At 58.9% G+C, this 17,128-nt stretch carries 12 protein-coding genes; 6 read left to right on the top strand and 6 right to left on the bottom strand.

The annotated features are described in order from the left end of the window. The 6 genes from CJ255_RS23365 to CJ255_RS06100 all read left to right on the top strand — a co-directional run. Window positions 1-2,043: Ig-like domain-containing protein (locus CJ255_RS23365; RefSeq protein WP_245863217.1), on the top strand; the 2,043-nt coding region annotated here is incomplete at its 5' end. A 308-nt stretch (window positions 2,044-2,351) separates the two neighbouring features. Continuing rightward, the gene (locus tag CJ255_RS06080) at window positions 2,352-4,082 is read left to right on the top strand and encodes an ABC transporter substrate-binding protein (RefSeq protein WP_097643200.1); all 1,731 of its coding nucleotides are present in this window, start codon (window positions 2,352-2,354) and stop codon (window positions 4,080-4,082) included. A 111-nt stretch (window positions 4,083-4,193) separates the two neighbouring features. Then, window positions 4,194-5,504: an ABC transporter permease gene (locus CJ255_RS06085; RefSeq protein ID WP_097643201.1), complete on the top strand. Its 1,311-nt coding sequence runs from the start codon at window positions 4,194-4,196 to the stop codon at window positions 5,502-5,504. A gap of 2 nt (window positions 5,505-5,506) precedes the next feature. Continuing rightward, complete coding sequence (locus tag CJ255_RS06090) at window positions 5,507-6,460, top strand: ABC transporter permease (protein ID WP_217352413.1); 954 nt, start codon at window positions 5,507-5,509, stop codon at window positions 6,458-6,460. A gap of 126 nt (window positions 6,461-6,586) precedes the next feature. Continuing rightward, window positions 6,587-8,680 carry a dipeptide ABC transporter ATP-binding protein gene (locus tag CJ255_RS06095; RefSeq protein ID WP_097643202.1) on the top strand — a complete coding sequence of 698 codons (2,094 nt, stop codon included), beginning with the start codon at window positions 6,587-6,589 and terminating at the stop codon, window positions 8,678-8,680. A 180-nt stretch (window positions 8,681-8,860) separates the two neighbouring features. Beyond that, window positions 8,861-9,532, top strand: coding sequence for a CBS domain-containing protein (locus CJ255_RS06100; RefSeq protein ID WP_097643203.1), 672 nt, complete (start codon window positions 8,861-8,863; stop codon window positions 9,530-9,532). A gap of 182 nt (window positions 9,533-9,714) precedes the next feature. On the opposite strand, the gene CJ255_RS22525 is transcribed toward CJ255_RS06100, so the two are convergent. From CJ255_RS22525 to CJ255_RS06130, 6 genes are all read right to left on the bottom strand, one after another. Next, on the bottom strand, window positions 9,715-9,909 hold the full coding sequence (locus CJ255_RS22525; RefSeq protein ID WP_124681835.1) for a hypothetical protein: 195 nt from the start codon (window positions 9,907-9,909) through the stop codon (window positions 9,715-9,717). Window positions 9,910-9,989: 80 nt separating this feature from the next. Then, window positions 9,990-11,168 (bottom strand): GIY-YIG nuclease family protein, encoded by a 1,179-nt coding sequence (locus CJ255_RS06105; protein WP_217352415.1) that lies wholly within the window; start codon window positions 11,166-11,168, stop codon window positions 9,990-9,992. Beyond that, the gene (locus CJ255_RS06110) at window positions 11,161-13,212 is read right to left on the bottom strand and encodes a DEAD/DEAH box helicase (protein WP_097643205.1); all 2,052 of its coding nucleotides are present in this window, start codon (window positions 13,210-13,212) and stop codon (window positions 11,161-11,163) included. The genes CJ255_RS06105 and CJ255_RS06110 overlap by 8 nt, the downstream gene beginning before the upstream one ends. Window positions 13,213-13,216: 4 nt before the next feature. Then, on the bottom strand, window positions 13,217-13,672 hold the full coding sequence (locus tag CJ255_RS06115; protein ID WP_097643206.1) for a putative toxin-antitoxin system toxin component, PIN family: 456 nt from the start codon (window positions 13,670-13,672) through the stop codon (window positions 13,217-13,219). After that, a complete protein-coding gene (locus CJ255_RS06120) occupies window positions 13,659-13,889 on the bottom strand; it encodes a hypothetical protein (RefSeq protein WP_097643207.1) in 231 nt (76 codons plus the stop codon). Before CJ255_RS06120 ends, CJ255_RS06115 begins: the two co-directional genes overlap by 14 nt. Window positions 13,890-14,311: 422 nt before the next feature. Then, a complete protein-coding gene (locus tag CJ255_RS06130; protein ID WP_097643209.1) occupies window positions 14,312-17,089 on the bottom strand; it encodes a class I SAM-dependent DNA methyltransferase in 2,778 nt (925 codons plus the stop codon). Window positions 17,090-17,128 lie beyond the last annotated feature (39 nt).

Below are 17,128 nucleotides of genomic sequence, written 5' to 3' on the forward strand. Positions count from 1 at the left end.
ACCGGCTTCAGCGTGACCGCGAGCAACGCGGGCGGCACGAGCCCGGCGGCCAGCGTCGAAGCCACCGTGGAGCACGCCCCTGAAGCGCCCACCGTCACCAGCCCGGCCCCCGGCAGCACCGTCGGCCCGCGCCCGACCTTCAGCGGCAGCGCTGAACCCGGCAGCACCGTGGTGGTCACCGACGCGGAGGGCAACGCGGTCTGTCGCGCCACCGCGAACGCTCAGGGGGCTTGGAGTTGTACCCCGGCGGACGATCTGCCCGAGGGGGCCACCAGCTTCAGCGTGACCGCGAGCAACGCGGGCGGCGAAAGCCCGGCGGCCAGCGTCGAAGCCACCGTGGAGCACGCCCCTGAAGCGCCCACCGTCACCAGCCCGGCCCCCGGCAGCACCGTCGGCCCGCGCCCGACCTTCAGCGGCAGCGCCGCCCCCGGCAGCACCGTGGTGGTCACGGATGCCGAGGGCAACGCGGTCTGTCGCGCCACCGCCGATGCCAATGGCAACTGGCGCTGTGCCCCCAGCAGCGATCTGCCGGAGGGAACCAACCGCTTCAGTGTCACCGCGACCGATCCGCAGGGCCGCACGAGTGAGGCGACCACCCACGAAATCACCGTGGATACGAGCGATCTGCCCAGTGCGCCCACGATTGAACGCCCAGCCGCAGGCGCGACCACCAGCCCGCAGCCGATCATGAGCGGCACGGCGGCCCCCGGTAGCACCGTGATCGTCGAAGATAGCGCTGGCAACGAGTTGTGCCGCGCCCGCGTCGGGGCCAACGACACATGGGCCTGTGGTTCCAACGTCGTCCTGCCCGACGGCCCGCAACGCATCCATGCCCGCCGCATCGATCCGCAGGGTGTCTCTAGCCCGCAGACCACCCGTGAACTCACGGTGGATGCGGATGCCGCGCCGGATCGCCCGCTGCTGCGCCAGCCCGCCGCTGACAGCACCGTCGGCCCGCGTCCGCGCTTCAGCGGCGTGGCCGCCCCTGGTACCACGGTGCGCGTGCGTGATGCCGAGGGCAATACACTCTGCAGCGCCTTCGTCGGCAGCCATGGCATCTGGAGTTGCACCGCCAGCCAAGATCTGCCCAACGGCCCACAGAGTCTTGCGGCGACCGTACATGATACGGCGGGCAAGACCAGCCCGGCCACATCCCGCGACGTGACCGTAGATGGCGTGCCCCCTGAGCCCCCCATTGTGACCCAGCCCGCCGCCGGGGCGACCGTGGGCGAGCGCCCGACCTTCAGCGGCACGGCAGAGCCGCAGAGCACGGTGGCAGTGCGTGATCGTGCAGGCAACCTGCTCTGCAGCGCAACCGCCGACGCAGACGGTGCCTGGGCCTGTGCCTCCAACCGCGACCTGCCAGCGGGCGAAGGTGGCGTCGAGGTCACCGCCACCGACCCAGTGGGCAATCGCAGCACGGCCAACACCCGCGATCTCGTCGTAGACCCCAGCCACGACCCGGATGCCGCCTGGCTCAACAGCCCCGCCAGTGACGGAACCGTCAGCCCCCGTCCAACCATCAACGGCGTCGCCGCACCGGGGAGTACGGTCACCGTGCAGGATGCGGCCGGCACTACGCTCTGCAGCACCACCGCAACCACCAACGGGGTCTGGGCCTGTGTGCCAAGCACACCGTTGCCCGAAGGCGAGCAGAGCCTGCGCGTCGTCGTGACCAGCCCCAGCGGCGCGACGAGTGCCGCCACGACCCGCAGCTTCACGGTGGATCCGACGGCTGGCCCCACAGCCCCCATGCTGATCAGCCCGAGCCCGGGCAGCAGCAACGCCCTCCGCCCGATCTTCAGCGGCAACGCCGAACCGGGCACCACCGCCAGCGTCGAGGATAGCCTGGGCAATCTGCTCTGCCGCAGCATCGTGGCGAACGATGGGACATGGAGTTGTCAGCCAAGCTACGACCTTGAGCTGGGCTTCACGCAGGTCATCATCAGCGTCAGCGATGCAGAGGGCCAGCACAGTCCCACGATCACCCGCAGCTTCATGACCTTCTTCCAGGTGATCCTGCCCATCGTTGTCGTCAGTTAGCTTGGATGGAGATGTGGCGGCAAGGCCGCCACATCCCAACCGGATGGGAACAAGGGGGTGTGGGACTTCGTCCCACACCCCCTTCGTAGTGCCGACGTTCGTCGGCATCCGGGGGTTAGCGACGACCTCAGCCGACTAACGTCGGCACTACCCTAATGGCGCACACCACAGGAAGATCCCGTTGTAAGCCCCTTCTCCAAGCTCCTTAAGTTTAACTTAAGGTTGAAGTGCTTGCGCTTAAGGTTGACTTAAGCTTGCCGATCCATACTGATGTGATTGAAGATTCTCTGTGAAGGAGTGAGTAGTTTATGAGTGAGGAACAGCATGACCGGCTCCATCCTGGTATTGTGCAGGCTCAGGAGCAATTGAGGCAGGGACGGATTAGTCGGCGTGAGTTTTTGCGCGTGGCTACCCTGTTGGGTGCAGGGCTTTCGACCGCTACGGTGCTTGCGGCCTGTGGCGGGCAAGAGGCAGCCCCGCCGCCGCCGCCCCCGCCAGGCGATGAGGAAGTACCCATCGATCCCGCGCCCGCCCCAGCGCCCGGCGCGATCCGCCGTGGCGGTACGCTGCGTGTCGGGGTGAAGACCCAAGCGGTTGACCATCCCGCCCGCTTTTCGTGGACGGAGTCTTCCAATGCCTTCCGTACCGCTTTTGAGTATCTGACCGAAACCGATGAGGAGAATATCACCCGCCCCCATCTGCTCGAAAGCTGGGAGGCTAGTGATGATCTGACGGTCTGGACGCTCAAACTGCGTGAGGGCATCTTCTGGTCTAATGGCGATGAACTGGTTGCCGACCATGTGATCTACAACTTTGGTGAGTGGCTCGACCCCGACGTTGGCTCTTCTATTCTGGGCCTCTGGGAGGGTTCACTGACCATTGATAGGGTCGAGAAGGTTGATGAGTATACGATACGCCTCAATCTCGATCAGCCCAAGCTGGATGTGCCAGAGAACCTCTACCACTATCCGGCGCTGATTATGCATCCGAGTTTCAATGGTGACATCAGTTCGGGGGCGAACCCCTTTACCGGCCCCTATCGCATTGTTGAGTACATTGTGAATGAGCGCGCCCGCTTCGAGCGCCAAGAGAACTATTGGCAGATGGGCGAAGACGGCGAACCCTTGCCCTATCTCGATGCGATTGAGCTGATTGGCCTAGGTGACGACCAGACCGCCTATGTTTCGGCGCTCCAGACGGGTGAAATCCACACCTTCTACGAGCCGAGTGCCACCAGCTTCCAGGCGTTGCGTAACGATACGCGCCTGAAGATTTACTCAGTGGACACCTCGCAGGCCCGTGTGTTGCGGATGCGCGTGGATCAGGCCCCCTACGATGATGAGCGGGTACGCAATGCGCTGCGCATGGCTCAGGATCGTGAGATGATCATGGATATTGCCGCCTTTGGTGAAGGCATGCTGGCCCATGATGTCCACGTTTCGCCGGTACAGCCTGAGTTCGCACCGATGGATCTGCCCCTCTACGATCCCGCTGGGGCCCGCGAACTGCTGGCCGAAGCCGGCTACGCCGATGGCATTGATATGAGCATCGCGGTGGGTACCGGCTGGAGCGATGTGGTGGCCTATGCCGAGAGTTTGCAGCAGACCGCTGAGGCCGCAGGCATTAACCTGACGCTCAACACCATGCCCAACACCTCCTATTGGGACATCTGGACCGAGACGCCCTTGGGGATTACGCCGTGGACCCATCGCCCACTGGCGGTAATGCTCTTGCCCCTCGCCTACACCGCCGATTCTGCGGGCGATCCCGTGCCCTGGAACGAGACCCGCTGGGTAGACGATGAGTTCAGTGAGCTCTTGAGCCAGGCCCAGGGAACCCTCGACATTGAGGCCCGCCGGGTGCTCATGGCCGACCTGCAGCGCATTATGCAGGAGCGCGGCCCCGTGGCGATTGCATGGTGGCAGCGCGTCTGGGAGGTCTACAACCCCGGCTTCCAAGGCGTCTATGCCCACCCGACCCTCCACACCATCTACTTCCGCGACATGTGGTACGACCCGGATCTAGACCCCTTTGTGTAAGCGTTGCAGCTATTGGGGCAGGCAAAACCTGCCCCAATCCTCACTTTAGTGCCTCTAGCGGGTTGTGCGGGCGGCTTGGCCGCCCGCACAACCCGCTAGAAAATGAAAACTATGATCGCCTTCTTGCTCCGCCGCGTTCTCTTGCTGATCGTGACCCTCTTCGTGGTCTCTGCGGTCATCTTTGCGATCTCGGAGCTGGCCCCAGGGAACATTGCGATCAACGTGCTGGGCAATACGATCACGCCTGAGCAAGAGGCTTCGTTCAATGCCCAACACGGCCTTGATCAGCCCGCCTTGGATCGCTATCTGCGCTGGATGATTGGTAGTGATTGGCAGGCCGCACGCTTGATTGGTGCCCCCCTCGACCGCATTGTTGAGAGTGCAGAACTCAACCGGACGGGCTGGTGGGCCATTGCTGAGGATGGAACGCCCTTCCGCCACCGTTCCGACGATGGCGAGACCATGCTCCGGCTTGACCGGCAACCCGATGGTACTACCGTGGAGGTGCCGCTTGGCCCGGAAGTGTGGCAGACCAACGAGGATGGGATTGATGTCTTTTGGGGCGTTGATACGGGAGGCCGCGCTGCCATGTGGGTGCGCGGCAGTGACCAAGCCTCGTGGGTCTTGACCATGGCGGGCTGGACATCGCAGGCTGGTGCGCCTCGGGCCTACATTCCGCTCCAAAAAGGTATTCTGCGTGGCGATTTTGGAGTCTCAATCATCACGAAACGCCCCGTCGCCGAAACGCTCATCCCCCGCTTGATCAACACGCTCTTCCTCGCCGGCATCGCTTTCGTCCTCATTATGCCCATCGCGCTCGCCGCTGGCATCATCGCCGGTTTGAACCAGGGCCGCCCCATTGATCGTGTCCTCTCAGTCTCAAGCTTGGTGGCAACCTCAACGCCCGAATTTGCCAGTGGAGTCTTCCTCATCCTGATCTTCGCGGTCTGGCTCGGCTGGTTCCCTGGCGCGGTTGTGCTACCTAGTGGAGTGAGTATCTTCGACCGGCCACAAGCCCTTGTGCTGCCCGTCCTAACCCTGACCCTGATTGAATTGGGCTATGTGCTGCGCGTCACGCGGGCCAGCATGGTTGAAGTGATGCAGACCAACTACATCCGCACCGCCATCCTCAAGGGCCTGCCCTACCGACGCATCGTCCTGCGCCACGCCCTGCGTAACGCCCTACTCGCCCCGATCACCGTCATTATGCTCCACGTCAACTGGCTGATTGGTGGCATCGTCGTGGTCGAAGCCCTCTTTGGTTTCCCCGGCTTGGGGCGCTTCATCCTCGATGCAGCACTGACCAAAGATGTCTTTGCGATTGAGGCCGCAGCAATGGTTCTTGTCGTCATTGCCGTTACGACACAGTTGATTGCGGATTTGATCTATGTCTATTTAAATCCAAGAATTCGGTTTACGTAAATATGGCAACAATCGATCAAGCAACAGAAGAGACCATTGTCGCACAGCCACCAGTGCAGAAACGACGCGAGGCGACCCTCTGGTCGGCCCTGGTACGCTCGCCGATCTTTGTCGTCGGCATGCTGCTCGTCAGCTTCTGGGTGGTGGTCGCCATCTTTGCCGATGACTGCCTCATCCGCCCAACCTGCTGGACTGGCGAGGCGCGGCCCCAGGATAGTACGCCATGGCTGGCCCGCTATTCACCCTACGAGCAGTTCCGTGGTCAGATCCGCCAGCCACCCTCAGCCGAGCATTGGCTTGGTACCGATTCACGCGGACGCGACATCTGGGCCCGTTTAGCCCATGGCGCTCGCCCCATCCTCACCCTCGCCCCCCTCTCTGTCCTCTTGGCCCTGATCATCGGCGGTAGCTTAGGGCTAATGGCCGGCTACTATGGTGGCATCGTTGATGAAGTGGTGATGCGCATTCTCGATGGGATGATCGCCTTCCCCCAAATCCTGATCTACCTGGTGATTATCGCCGCCTTAGGCGCCTCAGCGGTCAATGTCGTCCTGGCAATTACGATTGCCGGCGCCCCCGGCATTGCCCGCTTAGTCCGAAGTCTGGCCCTTGACATCAAGACCCGCGATTACATCGCGGCGGCACAGACACGGGGCGATCCATCCTGGTACATCATGTTGGTTGAAATCCTACCCAACGCCCGTGGGCCAATCATCGTCGACTCGATGCTGCGCGTGGGCTACGCCGTCTTTGCAATTGGCACCCTCGGCTTCTTGGGCCTGGGCCTGCCACCGCCCTCCCCCGACTGGGGCAGCATTGTCCAGGTTGGCCGCACCGCAATCCAAGCGGGCCACCCCTGGGAAGCCCTCTTCGGCTCAATGGCGATTGCCATGCTCGTGGTCGGGCTGAACCTCATTGCCGACGGCCTCTCGGAGGAATTGCAACGCTATCGGTAATATTTGGGGAACCATGTTCCCCAAACCCCTTGCGGGGGAACTCGGTTCCCTGCGACCCCGCCGAGATGGGGGTGCGGGGGAACTCGGTTCCCCCGCCCAACCTAAACACCAGGTGAAAGACGACATATGAGAGAAACTTCCCACCCTAAGCAGCCAGTTGTGCGCGTCGAAGAGCTGGCGATTGGCTATGATACCCGCCAAGGGCTTGTGCGTGCGGTGCGCGATGTCAGCTTTGAGATCCGCCGTGGCGAGACCCTGGGCATTGTGGGCGAGTCGGGCTGCGGGAAGAGTACCGTAGCCTATGGCTTGGTCAACTACCTGGGGAAGAATGGGCGTATTGTCCATGGCGATATTGTCTTCCAAGGCCAATCGCTCGTCGGACGTAGCCCCGAGGAGTTGCGCCGCTTGCGTGGCGACCAGATCTCGATGGTCTACCAAGACCCTATGACTTCGCTCAATCCGGTTATGTTGATTGGCGCTCAGATGACCGAGGTGTTGACCGTTCACCGCAAGATGGACAAGCAAGAGGCGCGTAAACGCTGCCTCGATATGCTCCACAAGGTCTCGATGCCCGATCCGGAATCGGTCTTTGAACGCTACCCCCACCAGATTTCGGGGGGCCAGCAGCAGCGTGTGGTCATCGCAATGGCACTGCTCAACGACCCGGCGCTGCTGATTATGGACGAGCCGACGACCGCTCTTGATGTCACCGTTGAGGCCGCAGTGCTCGATCTGGTGGTGAAACTCCGCAAAGAGTTTGACACCGCCATTCTCTTCATCAGCCACAATTTGGGTGTGGTGGCGCGTGTCTGCGACCGCGTGGCGGTGATGTATGCCGGCGAAGTGATCGAATTAGCACCCGTGCGCGAGATCTTTGCCAACCCACGCCATCCCTACACCCAAGGACTGATCCGCTGCGTCCCCAAGATTGCCCATACCAAAGGCGAGAGCGTCCTCTACCCGATTCCGGGCCGCGTACCTGCGCCGAGCAACCTGCCGCCCGGCTGCACCTTTGAACCGCGCTGCCAGTATGCGGTTGAAGCCTGCCACCAAAAGCGAGTGCTGCTCGAACCAATTGGCCCCAACCATGCCAGCCGCTGCCTACGCTCCCACGAGATCGATCCGCGTGAGTGGGTGCCCCCCGATGTGGACGTGCCCAGCCTCACCCCCGTGCAACTCAGCGAAGCCAACGGGCCCGTACTGAACGTCGAGACACTCAATACCCACTACCGGCAAGGCGGCGGCGGGTTTCTGGGCCTCATCAAACGCCAGCCGGTACGCGCCGTAGACGGCGTCAGCTTTCGTGTCAGCCGAGGTGTAACCCTGGGCATCGTAGGCGAATCGGGTTGTGGCAAAAGCACCTTGATCAAGACGGTCATTGGGCTTGAAGAGCGCACCTCTGGTGCGATTGAGCTCATGGGGGTAGACATCGGGCGCTTAGGCCAGCGCAGCCTCAATACCATCCGCGAAATGCAGATGGTCTTCCAAAACCCCGACTCGACGCTCAACCCGAGCTATGTCGTCGGCCAACAGATCGCCCGCCCCCTACGTCGCTTGGCGGGCGTACCCAGAGCAAAAGTACGCGAAGAGGTCATCAAACTACTCCGTGCGGTCAAGCTCGACGAACACTACTACGACCGCTTGCCGCGTCAGCTCAGTGGCGGCGAAAAGCAGCGCATCGGCATCGCGCGCGCCCTAGCCGGGCAACCCGACGTGATCCTCTGCGACGAGCCGGTCTCGGCACTCGATGTATCGGTGCAGGCCGCAGTCCTCAACCTGCTGGGCGAACTGCAACAGGCCAACCAGATGACCATGATCTTCATCGCCCACGACCTGAGCGTAGTTCGCACCATTACCGACTATGTTGCGGTGATGTACTTAGGGCGCATTGTAGAGATCGGCCCCTCAGCGGCCATCTACGCACCGCCCTTCCACCCCTACACCGAATCGCTGCTGGCAGCAGTGCCCGTGCCCGATCCCACCGTGAAACAGACCCACATCCGGCTTGGCGGATCGCCTCCAAGCCCCGCCAACCCACCCACAGGCTGCCGTTTCCACACCCGCTGCCCTCGTCGCGCCTTGTTACCCGAAGGTGGTAAAATCTGCACCGAGGAGGAGCCACCGTGGCGCAACCCCGCCAGCGATCACCAGATCGCCTGCCACCTCTCGCTGGAACAGCTTGAAGCGATTGAGCCCGTCTTCCGTTTTGGATCGGGATAACCTTTTGCGAGGACGCGAGGACGCGAAGACGCGAAGACGCGAAGACGCGAAGACGCGAAGACGCGAGGACGCGAGGACGCGAGGACGCGAAGACGCGAAGACGCGAAGACGCGAAGACGCGAAGACGCGAAGCCCTCGCCGCTGCGCCTCACGCATCCTCGCAAAGCAGAAGAAAACCATATGCTAGTAAAAGATTACATGCTACGCCATCCTGCCACGATCGAGCCGCACAAACGGGCGGTCGAAGCTCGCCGCATTATGACCGAGCAGGAGCTTGATTTCTTGCCGGTCGTAGGTGATGGCCGCCAACTCCAAGGGCTAATTACGCCCGCATGCCTCGAAATCTCACCTGAACGCCTTGCCAGCCTTGACGTTTGGGAGATTACGCGCTACCTCTCGAAGCTTACCGTGGAACGGGTGATGGTCAAGCGCCACGATTTGCACTACACCTACCCAGAGACAACGCTTGAGGACGCCGCATCGCTGATGATTCGCCACAAGATTGGTGGCTTGCCCGTAGTTGAAGGCAAAGACCTTGTGGTGGTCGGGATGATCACCAGTGCCGACCTGCTCACTGAGTTGCGCAACATTCTCGGCGCGGTTGAACCGGGCTGGCGGATCACCTTGCGCGTACCAGGCAACCACGGCGAGTTGGTGCAACTCACCCGCGAAATCTCGGAACGGGGCTGGAGCATTATGGCCATGGGCAACGTGCGCGCCCTACGCGCCCCCGACCACTGGGACATTGTGCTAAAAATCTGGGGCTGCACCCGCGAAGAGTTGCTCGCCGTGATTGCCAAGAATGATAGCCAAGAGCTGTTAGACATCCGCGAGACAACCTATGTGACGTAGGGGGCTTATACCATTTACGATTGTAGATTGCAGATTGCAGATTGCCGAACATAGCGTCCCAATGGGCGTTAGCGTTCTTGATCATGCGGCATGTTCAAGGGTAATTGGTATAACTGTTCAGACCTCTCCAGCTTTTGTTAGCGCGAAGAAGCCCTGGGCCGCGCCGCTTGGCTTCGACAGGCTCAGCCAGCGGCGCGGTGGATCGGGGGTTGAGCCTGCCGAAACCAGCGGCGCGGTGGATCGGGGGTTGAGCCTGCCGAAACCAGCGGCGCGGTGGCGCGGTTGGTGAGCCTGTCGAACCAGAGCTTGCCGAAGGGGGTAGGGGGTGAGGTGCCAGCCTGGGCATCCCAAAGCCCTAGCGGTCGCTCCTGAAGCAAATGTTCTGTCCGCCCTTAAACCCTTGTGGGGGGAGGGCTGGGGAGGGGGGAAATAGCGCAATACTTCGTTCACAGACTAATTACGTCTGCAAAAGGTTAGCTGTCGTTGGATCATACTGAAATTGATCAATGGTGTTGGTCTTTATTCTTTCAATAACCTCCTCGATCACATCTAAGGGTACCAGAAACCATTCGCGTGGTTTTACGGCGCTGCCGAAGCGATCCTGTAGTGCTAGATCCAAGCGTGCGCTACTAAAAAACTGCTGGAGCAAGGTTTCAAATTTCTTCCGGTTGATGTTTGCCAGCTTGAAGGTTGCAACGATCTCGACCTCTGCGAGGAGGTAGGTTGGATCTGTCCGGGCGTTGGCGATGCGGCTCTTTACGTCACCAGCAGTGACGCCGATTTTGTGAATGACCGCTCGGTTTTGCACAATGAAGGGGTCTGCTGAGTTGCTCCTGAGTACGTAGATGTAGCCGGTTGGCAGGTCGTCTTCTGTGGCAATCGCAGAGAATAAGGGGCCGTAATCGGCTTTGGTGATGCGGCGGCTGGCTTTGTCTTTATTCAAGGCGCGTTGCAGCGAGCGGAGCAGGATGTCGCTCTCTGTGGCGTTCTCGTATACCACGCGCAGGCGGCGATCAGGGCGGCCATGATCGCCAATAAAGAGCTCGCCCATTTCGGCGACAATCAGCTTTTGTCCACCAAGGATGAACATGTGGCCCGCTTCGACGAGCGCGTTGTCTTGGTATTTGACCGTTTCGCGTTCGCCGGTCGCTAATTGACGCTGTACGTTGTCGAAGATTGGTTTGAAGAGCGCAAAGTCTTTGCAGGCGCTCCGTTGCGCGATCTCTTCGGCAGCTTTGATCGCTGTGCGCGATCGTACATGCACCAGTCGGGTGATGTCATCTGCGGCGGAGGCTTCACTGCCCAGCGCGGCCAGTAGTGCTGCATCACTCAGCGCTGTCTCCGGTGGCGCGTCGCCAGCTAAGAGCCCGCGTGAGTCGCGGGGCATCAGGATGTGGCGACACTCCTCCGAGGCGCGTAGTCGTTCGAGACGTACCGCGTAGAGCCGCTCGAAGATGTCGTGCGCTTCGCCGTGCTGCGGAAGCCGCCCGTGTGTTTCGACAAAGCGCTCGATCTCCTCGAAGCCCGCGATGATCCGCTGCTCTCTGGCTGAGTGTGCGCTGGGCTGGTCGGGCGCAATCTCGACACCTAGTTCGCCCAGTAGCTCCAGATCATCATCGGTCAGCCGTTCAGCCACGGGCATCCTCCTTCGCCCTGCGCTGGAGCAAGGCGACCCCTTCGGCCATGCGGCGCTCCCAGGGATCGGCTGCCGTCAGCGAGGGTAGGCGACCACGCTCCTGCTTGAAGCGTAGCGCCCGCTGCGCTAATTCGCGCGCCTCTTCCAGCGTGAGCTTGATGCGTTTGGCGGCGATCACTTCGGCAACCTGCCTCAGCCGTTCTTCGCTCATGGCTTTGGCGAGGATGGCATAGGCTGCCCCGAATGGGTTAATACGGTCAATTAAATCAATGTCAATTTCGGTCACCGAGAGCGCAAACTTCCGCACGCCGTCGAGCAGCGCCGTGTTCTTCGCAGTCTCACCACTAGCTTCGTTGGCTTCACTCTTGGCTTGTTGCACAAAGGCGAGCGCGGCGACCGCGTGTTGGCGGATGGCTTCTTGATCTTCATTTTCAAGATGGGCATAGCGCTCTTTGATGATTTTGCCCATGCGTACCTGGGTGATCTCTTCTGGTACCAATTCTTCATCAAACAGGCCACGTTCGATGCTGGGCTTATCCTGCACAAACGCGGTGATCAACTCGGTCAGATCTTCACGACAGATGCGCGTCGCCTCGGGGCTTTTGGGTTCGACTAGGCCCTTGATCTCAACCTGGATCATGCCGTTCTGCGGATCGTAGCCAACATTGGTCTGCTGCGAGTCGTAGCCGCCCTCCCCATAGTCAAAACCGGGGCTCGGCTGGTTGTGCGGGTGCTTGGGCTTGAACGCGAAGCGCGGCGCGAGCACCTGCTCCATCAGCAGGCTGGCGGCAATCGCTTTGAGCGTATCATTCACCGCCTCGGTCACGGCAGACTCGCTGGCATCCGGCTCGGCAATCAGGTTGGTGAAGCGGGCGCGGGTCTTACCGGGTGCATCGCGGGTGGCGCGGCCAATGATCTGCACAATCTCGGTCAGGCTAGAGCGATAGCCAATGGTCAGGGCGTGTTCACACCAGATCCAGTCGAAGCCCTCTTTGGCCATGCCCAGGGCGATGATCATATCAACATGATCGCGGTTCTGCTTCTGGGCCGGGTCTTTGAGCGCGGCAGCGACCTTCTCGCGCCTGCTGGGATCGTCGTCTACCAGATCGGCAATCTTGAGGATTGCGCCTGAAGCCGTTTGCACCCGTTGAAAGCCGGTGCTTGGATCAACCCCCTGCCATTCACCCAGTTCGTTGATGATCTGCTCAACCTCGCGGATCTTATCCTTCGTACTCTCCCGCGAGTTGACGTTGGGGATATGCACGATAGTCTTCTCAGCAGGGTTCAACACCTGTAAAATCTGGTCGGTATAGCTACCTGCGTAGAAGCAGTAGCCAATCTCGAGCTGCTTAAGATACTGGTAGCCATTGAGTTGCTCGTAGTAGGTGTAGGTGACCGTCTCGAATTTGGCCTCATCTTCAGGATGCAGCACCGCCTCGGCATCGCCGCGAAAATAGGAGCCCGTCATGGCGACAATGTGGGTCTTATCGCGGGCGACGAGTTGGCGCACCTGATCGCCGAGCTTATTGTCGGGGTTAGCCGAAACATGGTGAAATTCGTCCACCGCAATCAGGCGCTCATCGAAGGCCGCGACGCCAAACTTGTCGAGGGCAAAGCGGAAGGTAGCGTGGGTGCAGACAAGGATACTAGCCGTACTCTGCAGAAAGGCGTTGACCGCATCCACCTTGCCACCGTTGTCGCCACCGGGGGCATCGCAGAGATTCCAGCGCGGCTCAACCTGCCAATCGGCCCAGAAGCCAAACTGGCTCAGTGGCTCATCGTGGAAACTAGCCCCAATAGCCTTCTCAGGCACCACAATGATCGCCTGCCTAAGCCCCTGATTGGCCAGCTTATCGAGGGCAATAAACATAAGCGCCCGGCTCTTACCAGAGGCAGGGGGCGACTTAATCAGCAGATACTGCTCACCACGCTTCTGGTAGGCCCGTTCCTGCATCGGGCGCATGCCGAGCGCATTGGGCCGGATGGAGGTGCCAGCCTGGGCGTAGGTCACCGTAACGGAAGGCATGGTGCTGGGGTTGCTCATCTGGTCATTTGTTCATGTGATCAGGCATTGATTCCGCGTCTGGTTCGGCGATTGTTCGCAAAAAAGTATCGGGCGACACTATGGGGATTCCCCGAAAGGGATGAAGCACCAGGAGATCAGGATCACCCGTAACAAGGTATGTGGCTGCACCATTAGCTGCAATCTCGAGGAACTTATCGTCTTTTGGGTCACGGCAAAGCTGAATGGTTTCGATGATGTCAATCATGGTTGAAGAACGCGTATATTGGTCAAGAAACTGATCACGCTCATCAATAGTAATATAGGTGTCAAACTTCTTGCGATGTAGAACCGTGCTCAGTTCATGCAGGGCAGCGAGCGATGTCAAGAGCGAACCCGCCCGGAGCGCCAGAAAGAATGCTTGGGCAGGTTTTGATTCGGCGAAGAGTAAGCTGCTTACTAGTACATTCGTATCAAAGACAAAGCGCTCATTCAGACTCATGGAGAATAGCCTCCAATAGCTCAGGAGTGAGACCACGTTGTTGTGCATTATGGCTGATGCGCCGCATGAGTTGCTCCAGCGACTCGGTTGATTGCGCGGCCTCCAGTAAACGCAAGCTCAGGAGTGCTTCAAGTTTCTGACGCTCCTCGTTGGACGCCGTTTTGAATGCTTGTGCAGCTCGTACATCAACGCGAATGGTAATTGTTTCGGTTGTCATCAGCTTTACCCCGCTTGCTTGCCCTAAGAGAATATACAATCTCTATTGTAACATTACCACGAACCATGTCTTAGCAAGTAGATCTCGACTCGTCGCTGTTGTAGCATGGCGGCTACATCCTGATCGGTGGGGGCAGGCTGATCTGTTTGGAGCAAGCCCCGCATTCTTTGAATAGCGTCGGAACGCTCAGATCTGGGTACCAGCGTGTCGTGCAGAGATTCTACGATTGTGGCGACAAGGACAAGCCGATCACGCGGTGGTAGCTTTAAGGCTTCCGCCTTGAGTTCTGACAATACCATAAGATGGTACTCCTTAATGTAACGGCTGATGCCCTTGAATACGAATGAGCGCGTCTCCTACTGGTATTATACCAGTTACCATATGACATTCAAGCTCATTGAGACGCCATGTCCGGCTTTCGGCTATCGGCTATCGGCTTTGGGTTGCGCCGCTGGTTGCTTCGTCATTTTGCTATACAGATCAAAGAGTTTCTCGAGGCGCTCGCTGTCGTTCTTGAAGCGGCGACCAATATAGATCCGTTCGATCACCTCGTCATTGCGCTCGTGAGCCTCGCGGACAAGCGGGAATTCGCTCGCCATGCGCTGCGGGTCGTACATGTCGGCGATGGTGGCCGGGAAGTAGTGCTCACGCGCCAGCAGAATCTCCTCAGCACAATAGGTCATGTCGGCCTGGTTCTGCGCCGTGAGCGTAGGCACCGGGAAGGTGTTCCAGCCGAGGGTGTTGGAGTAGGAAAAATCGGTGCGCATCCGCACGCACACGGTACCGATCCAGACCCAATGCAGGCGTGAGGCGATCAGCGCCATGTTCCAGAGTGGGGCGTCGTACATAGCAAACGCTTTTTCCTGGATAATGCAATCTGGCTCAAGCAAATCCACAGGCAAATAGGGGCGATTTTCTGAACTGACACGCGGAATAACTAAGGTGTGATAGCGTGCTGTCATCTGCTCCCGGAATCGGTAGGGCACGTCAGCAAGTTTTTGAGCACTAGCATCTTTAGATGCAGATATGCGGGCGCGTTTTACAGCCTGTACTTTGTGGGCGATAGCCTCGATTGACAAAGCACGTTTGGCTTTATCATCTGGAATCCAAAGACAAGCGCGTGGTGCAGCATCAATAAGTTCTTTTGATCCGTAGAGCGGACGGATGAATTCAGCCGCATCTGGCGCTATCCGCAAAAGCGATCGTGCCTCATCTCTAGAAAATATCAAAGCTGAACCATAATAGGGGTGGTTGCCAAATTGCATAGCATTAAGGCCATGCAAAGGCTCTGAAATGGGCCGTATTTCCACATTGGCAGCACCAACTAAATAAGCGTTTATTTGCTGAACCTCTTTAATCTCTACTATGCTTTCATTTTGAGTATACAAACGTCGTATTGAGGTTGTGGCAGTTGAGATACCCACAATCACCACCGTCACTCCTGCATTATGACTGGCTAAATTCGCCCATTTGAAACTGGTATGTGCAAAAGCAATCTCATTTCCGGTCTTAAAAATAAGCGGCCAAAGAATCGGCACCTGTTGCCCTTGGCATATCGAATTGGTAGACACAAATGCTGCGGCAGAGTTCGTTTTTGTGCCATAGTCGGCTGCTTTCATGAACCAGCCAGCGACATAGTCTAGTGATTTCCAGCTTTTAGTACGCCCATCAAAAATAGCTTTCAAATCTGCTTTCTGCTCGGACGTTTGCCATTTGCTCCCCCTATACGGCGGATTGCCACAAATATAGGTCTCGCCGCCCTCATTCTCAAAATCGATCTCGGTCTGGTCGTGGCTACTAAACATATCGCTGGCATAGACCTTGACATCGGTGCCGGTGGGTGGGCAGAGGCTGAGCCAATCGAGGCGCAGAGCGTTACCGCAGGTGATCCAGTTCTCTTTTTCCAACGGCAGCAGAATGAGTCTGGCCTCCTGTTGACCTAAGTACAAGACATCGCATTGAAACTTGGCAATCACAAGGGCGAGGCGGGCAATCTCGGCAGCGAAGTGACGCAGTTCAATCCCACGAAAATTGGTCAGCGGGATAGCAGAACGGCGCTCGGGCTCGCCCCGGCGGCGGTTGATCTCGGCCTCAATCGCGCGCAGCTCCTTGTAGGCAATCACCAGGAAATTACCCGAACCGCAGGCCGGATCAAAGACACGGATGCGGCTCATGCGCTGACGCAGATTCAGCAACTTACGCACATTCTGCCCGGCGGCGGCCAATTGCGCGCGCAGATCATCGAGGAAGAGCGGATTGAGCACCTTGAGAATATTGGGCACACTGGTATAGTGCATACCCAGGGCGCCACGCTCTTCATGATCGGCCACCGCCTGGATCATCGAGCCAAAAATATCGGGGTTGATCTTCGTCCAATCCAACGCACCGACATGCAGCAGATAGGAGCGCGCCATCTTGTTCAAGCGGGGCACCTCCACAGCACCAGAAAAGAGCCCGCCATTCACATAGGGGAACGCCTTGGCCCAAGGCCGGAAGGGAGCGTGCGCGCGCTCGGCAATTGGAGTACGCATCGCGCGGAACAACTCAGCCAAGACCGCAGCGGTATGCGAGGCATCGCTAGCACTCATCTGCTCAATCGTCTTGCTAAACATGCGCTCGCCGGGAAAGATACCCGTATTTTCGGCAAAAAAACAGAAGATCAGCCGCGCCATAAAGTGATTAAGATCTTCCTGGCGCTCAGGCGTATCCCAACCCGGATTCTGCTTAAGCAATTCGATATAGAGGCGATTGAGGCGGCCTGTAGCCTTAATATCAAAAGCATTCTCACGGATCTGCTTCACAGTAGTGATGCCCGCAAGCGGCAAAAAGAAGCCGAAATGCTCATGAAAATTGACATAATCACAAGCAACCGTCTCACCATCAAGCAGATTCTCGGCCTCGAAATCATGGCCATCGGTGGCAAGGATAAACTTCGCCTTATAGCGCAGCGTAGCCGGGCTCGCACGCAAAGCCGCGAGGGTGGCAGGCACCACACCTTCAGGGCAAACCTTCATATGAATATTATTACGCTGAAGCAGCCCCCCAGGCAGATCGGATTGATTCGAACTACCACTCTGGAGCTTCTTGATCGTCGTCGGCTTATTGCCAAAAGCCTCAAGGAAGGCAAACGGGAAGGTCTGCGGATCAAACGGCAACTCGGCAAGCCGCGCAACAGCCTCTTCGATCTCAACGGGATTCATAGGGTGTTCTACCAGTTACGAGTGATGAGTGGCGAGTGA

The sequence above is a fragment of the Candidatus Viridilinea mediisalina genome, from assembly GCF_002532535.1.
Taxonomy (GTDB): Bacteria; Chloroflexota; Chloroflexia; order Chloroflexales; family Chloroflexaceae; genus Viridilinea; species Viridilinea mediisalina.

Coding starts and splice junctions, on each gene's coding strand:
- CJ255_RS06090 (WP_217352413.1), top strand. CDS start 5,507: ATGGCAACAATCGATCAAGCAACAGAAGAGACCATTGTCGCACAGCCA.
- CJ255_RS06085 (WP_097643201.1), top strand. CDS start 4,194: ATGATCGCCTTCTTGCTCCGCCGCGTTCTCTTGCTGATCGTGACCCTC.
- CJ255_RS06115 (WP_097643206.1), bottom strand. CDS start 13,672: ATGAGTCTGAATGAGCGCTTTGTCTTTGATACGAATGTACTAGTAAGC.
- CJ255_RS06130 (WP_097643209.1), bottom strand. CDS start 17,089: ATGAATCCCGTTGAGATCGAAGAGGCTGTTGCGCGGCTTGCCGAGTTG.
- CJ255_RS06080 (WP_097643200.1), top strand. CDS start 2,352: ATGAGTGAGGAACAGCATGACCGGCTCCATCCTGGTATTGTGCAGGCT.
- CJ255_RS06110 (WP_097643205.1), bottom strand. CDS start 13,212: ATGAGCAACCCCAGCACCATGCCTTCCGTTACGGTGACCTACGCCCAG.
- CJ255_RS06100 (WP_097643203.1), top strand. CDS start 8,861: ATGCTAGTAAAAGATTACATGCTACGCCATCCTGCCACGATCGAGCCG.
- CJ255_RS06095 (WP_097643202.1), top strand. CDS start 6,587: ATGAGAGAAACTTCCCACCCTAAGCAGCCAGTTGTGCGCGTCGAAGAG.
- CJ255_RS06120 (WP_097643207.1), bottom strand. CDS start 13,889: ATGACAACCGAAACAATTACCATTCGCGTTGATGTACGAGCTGCACAA.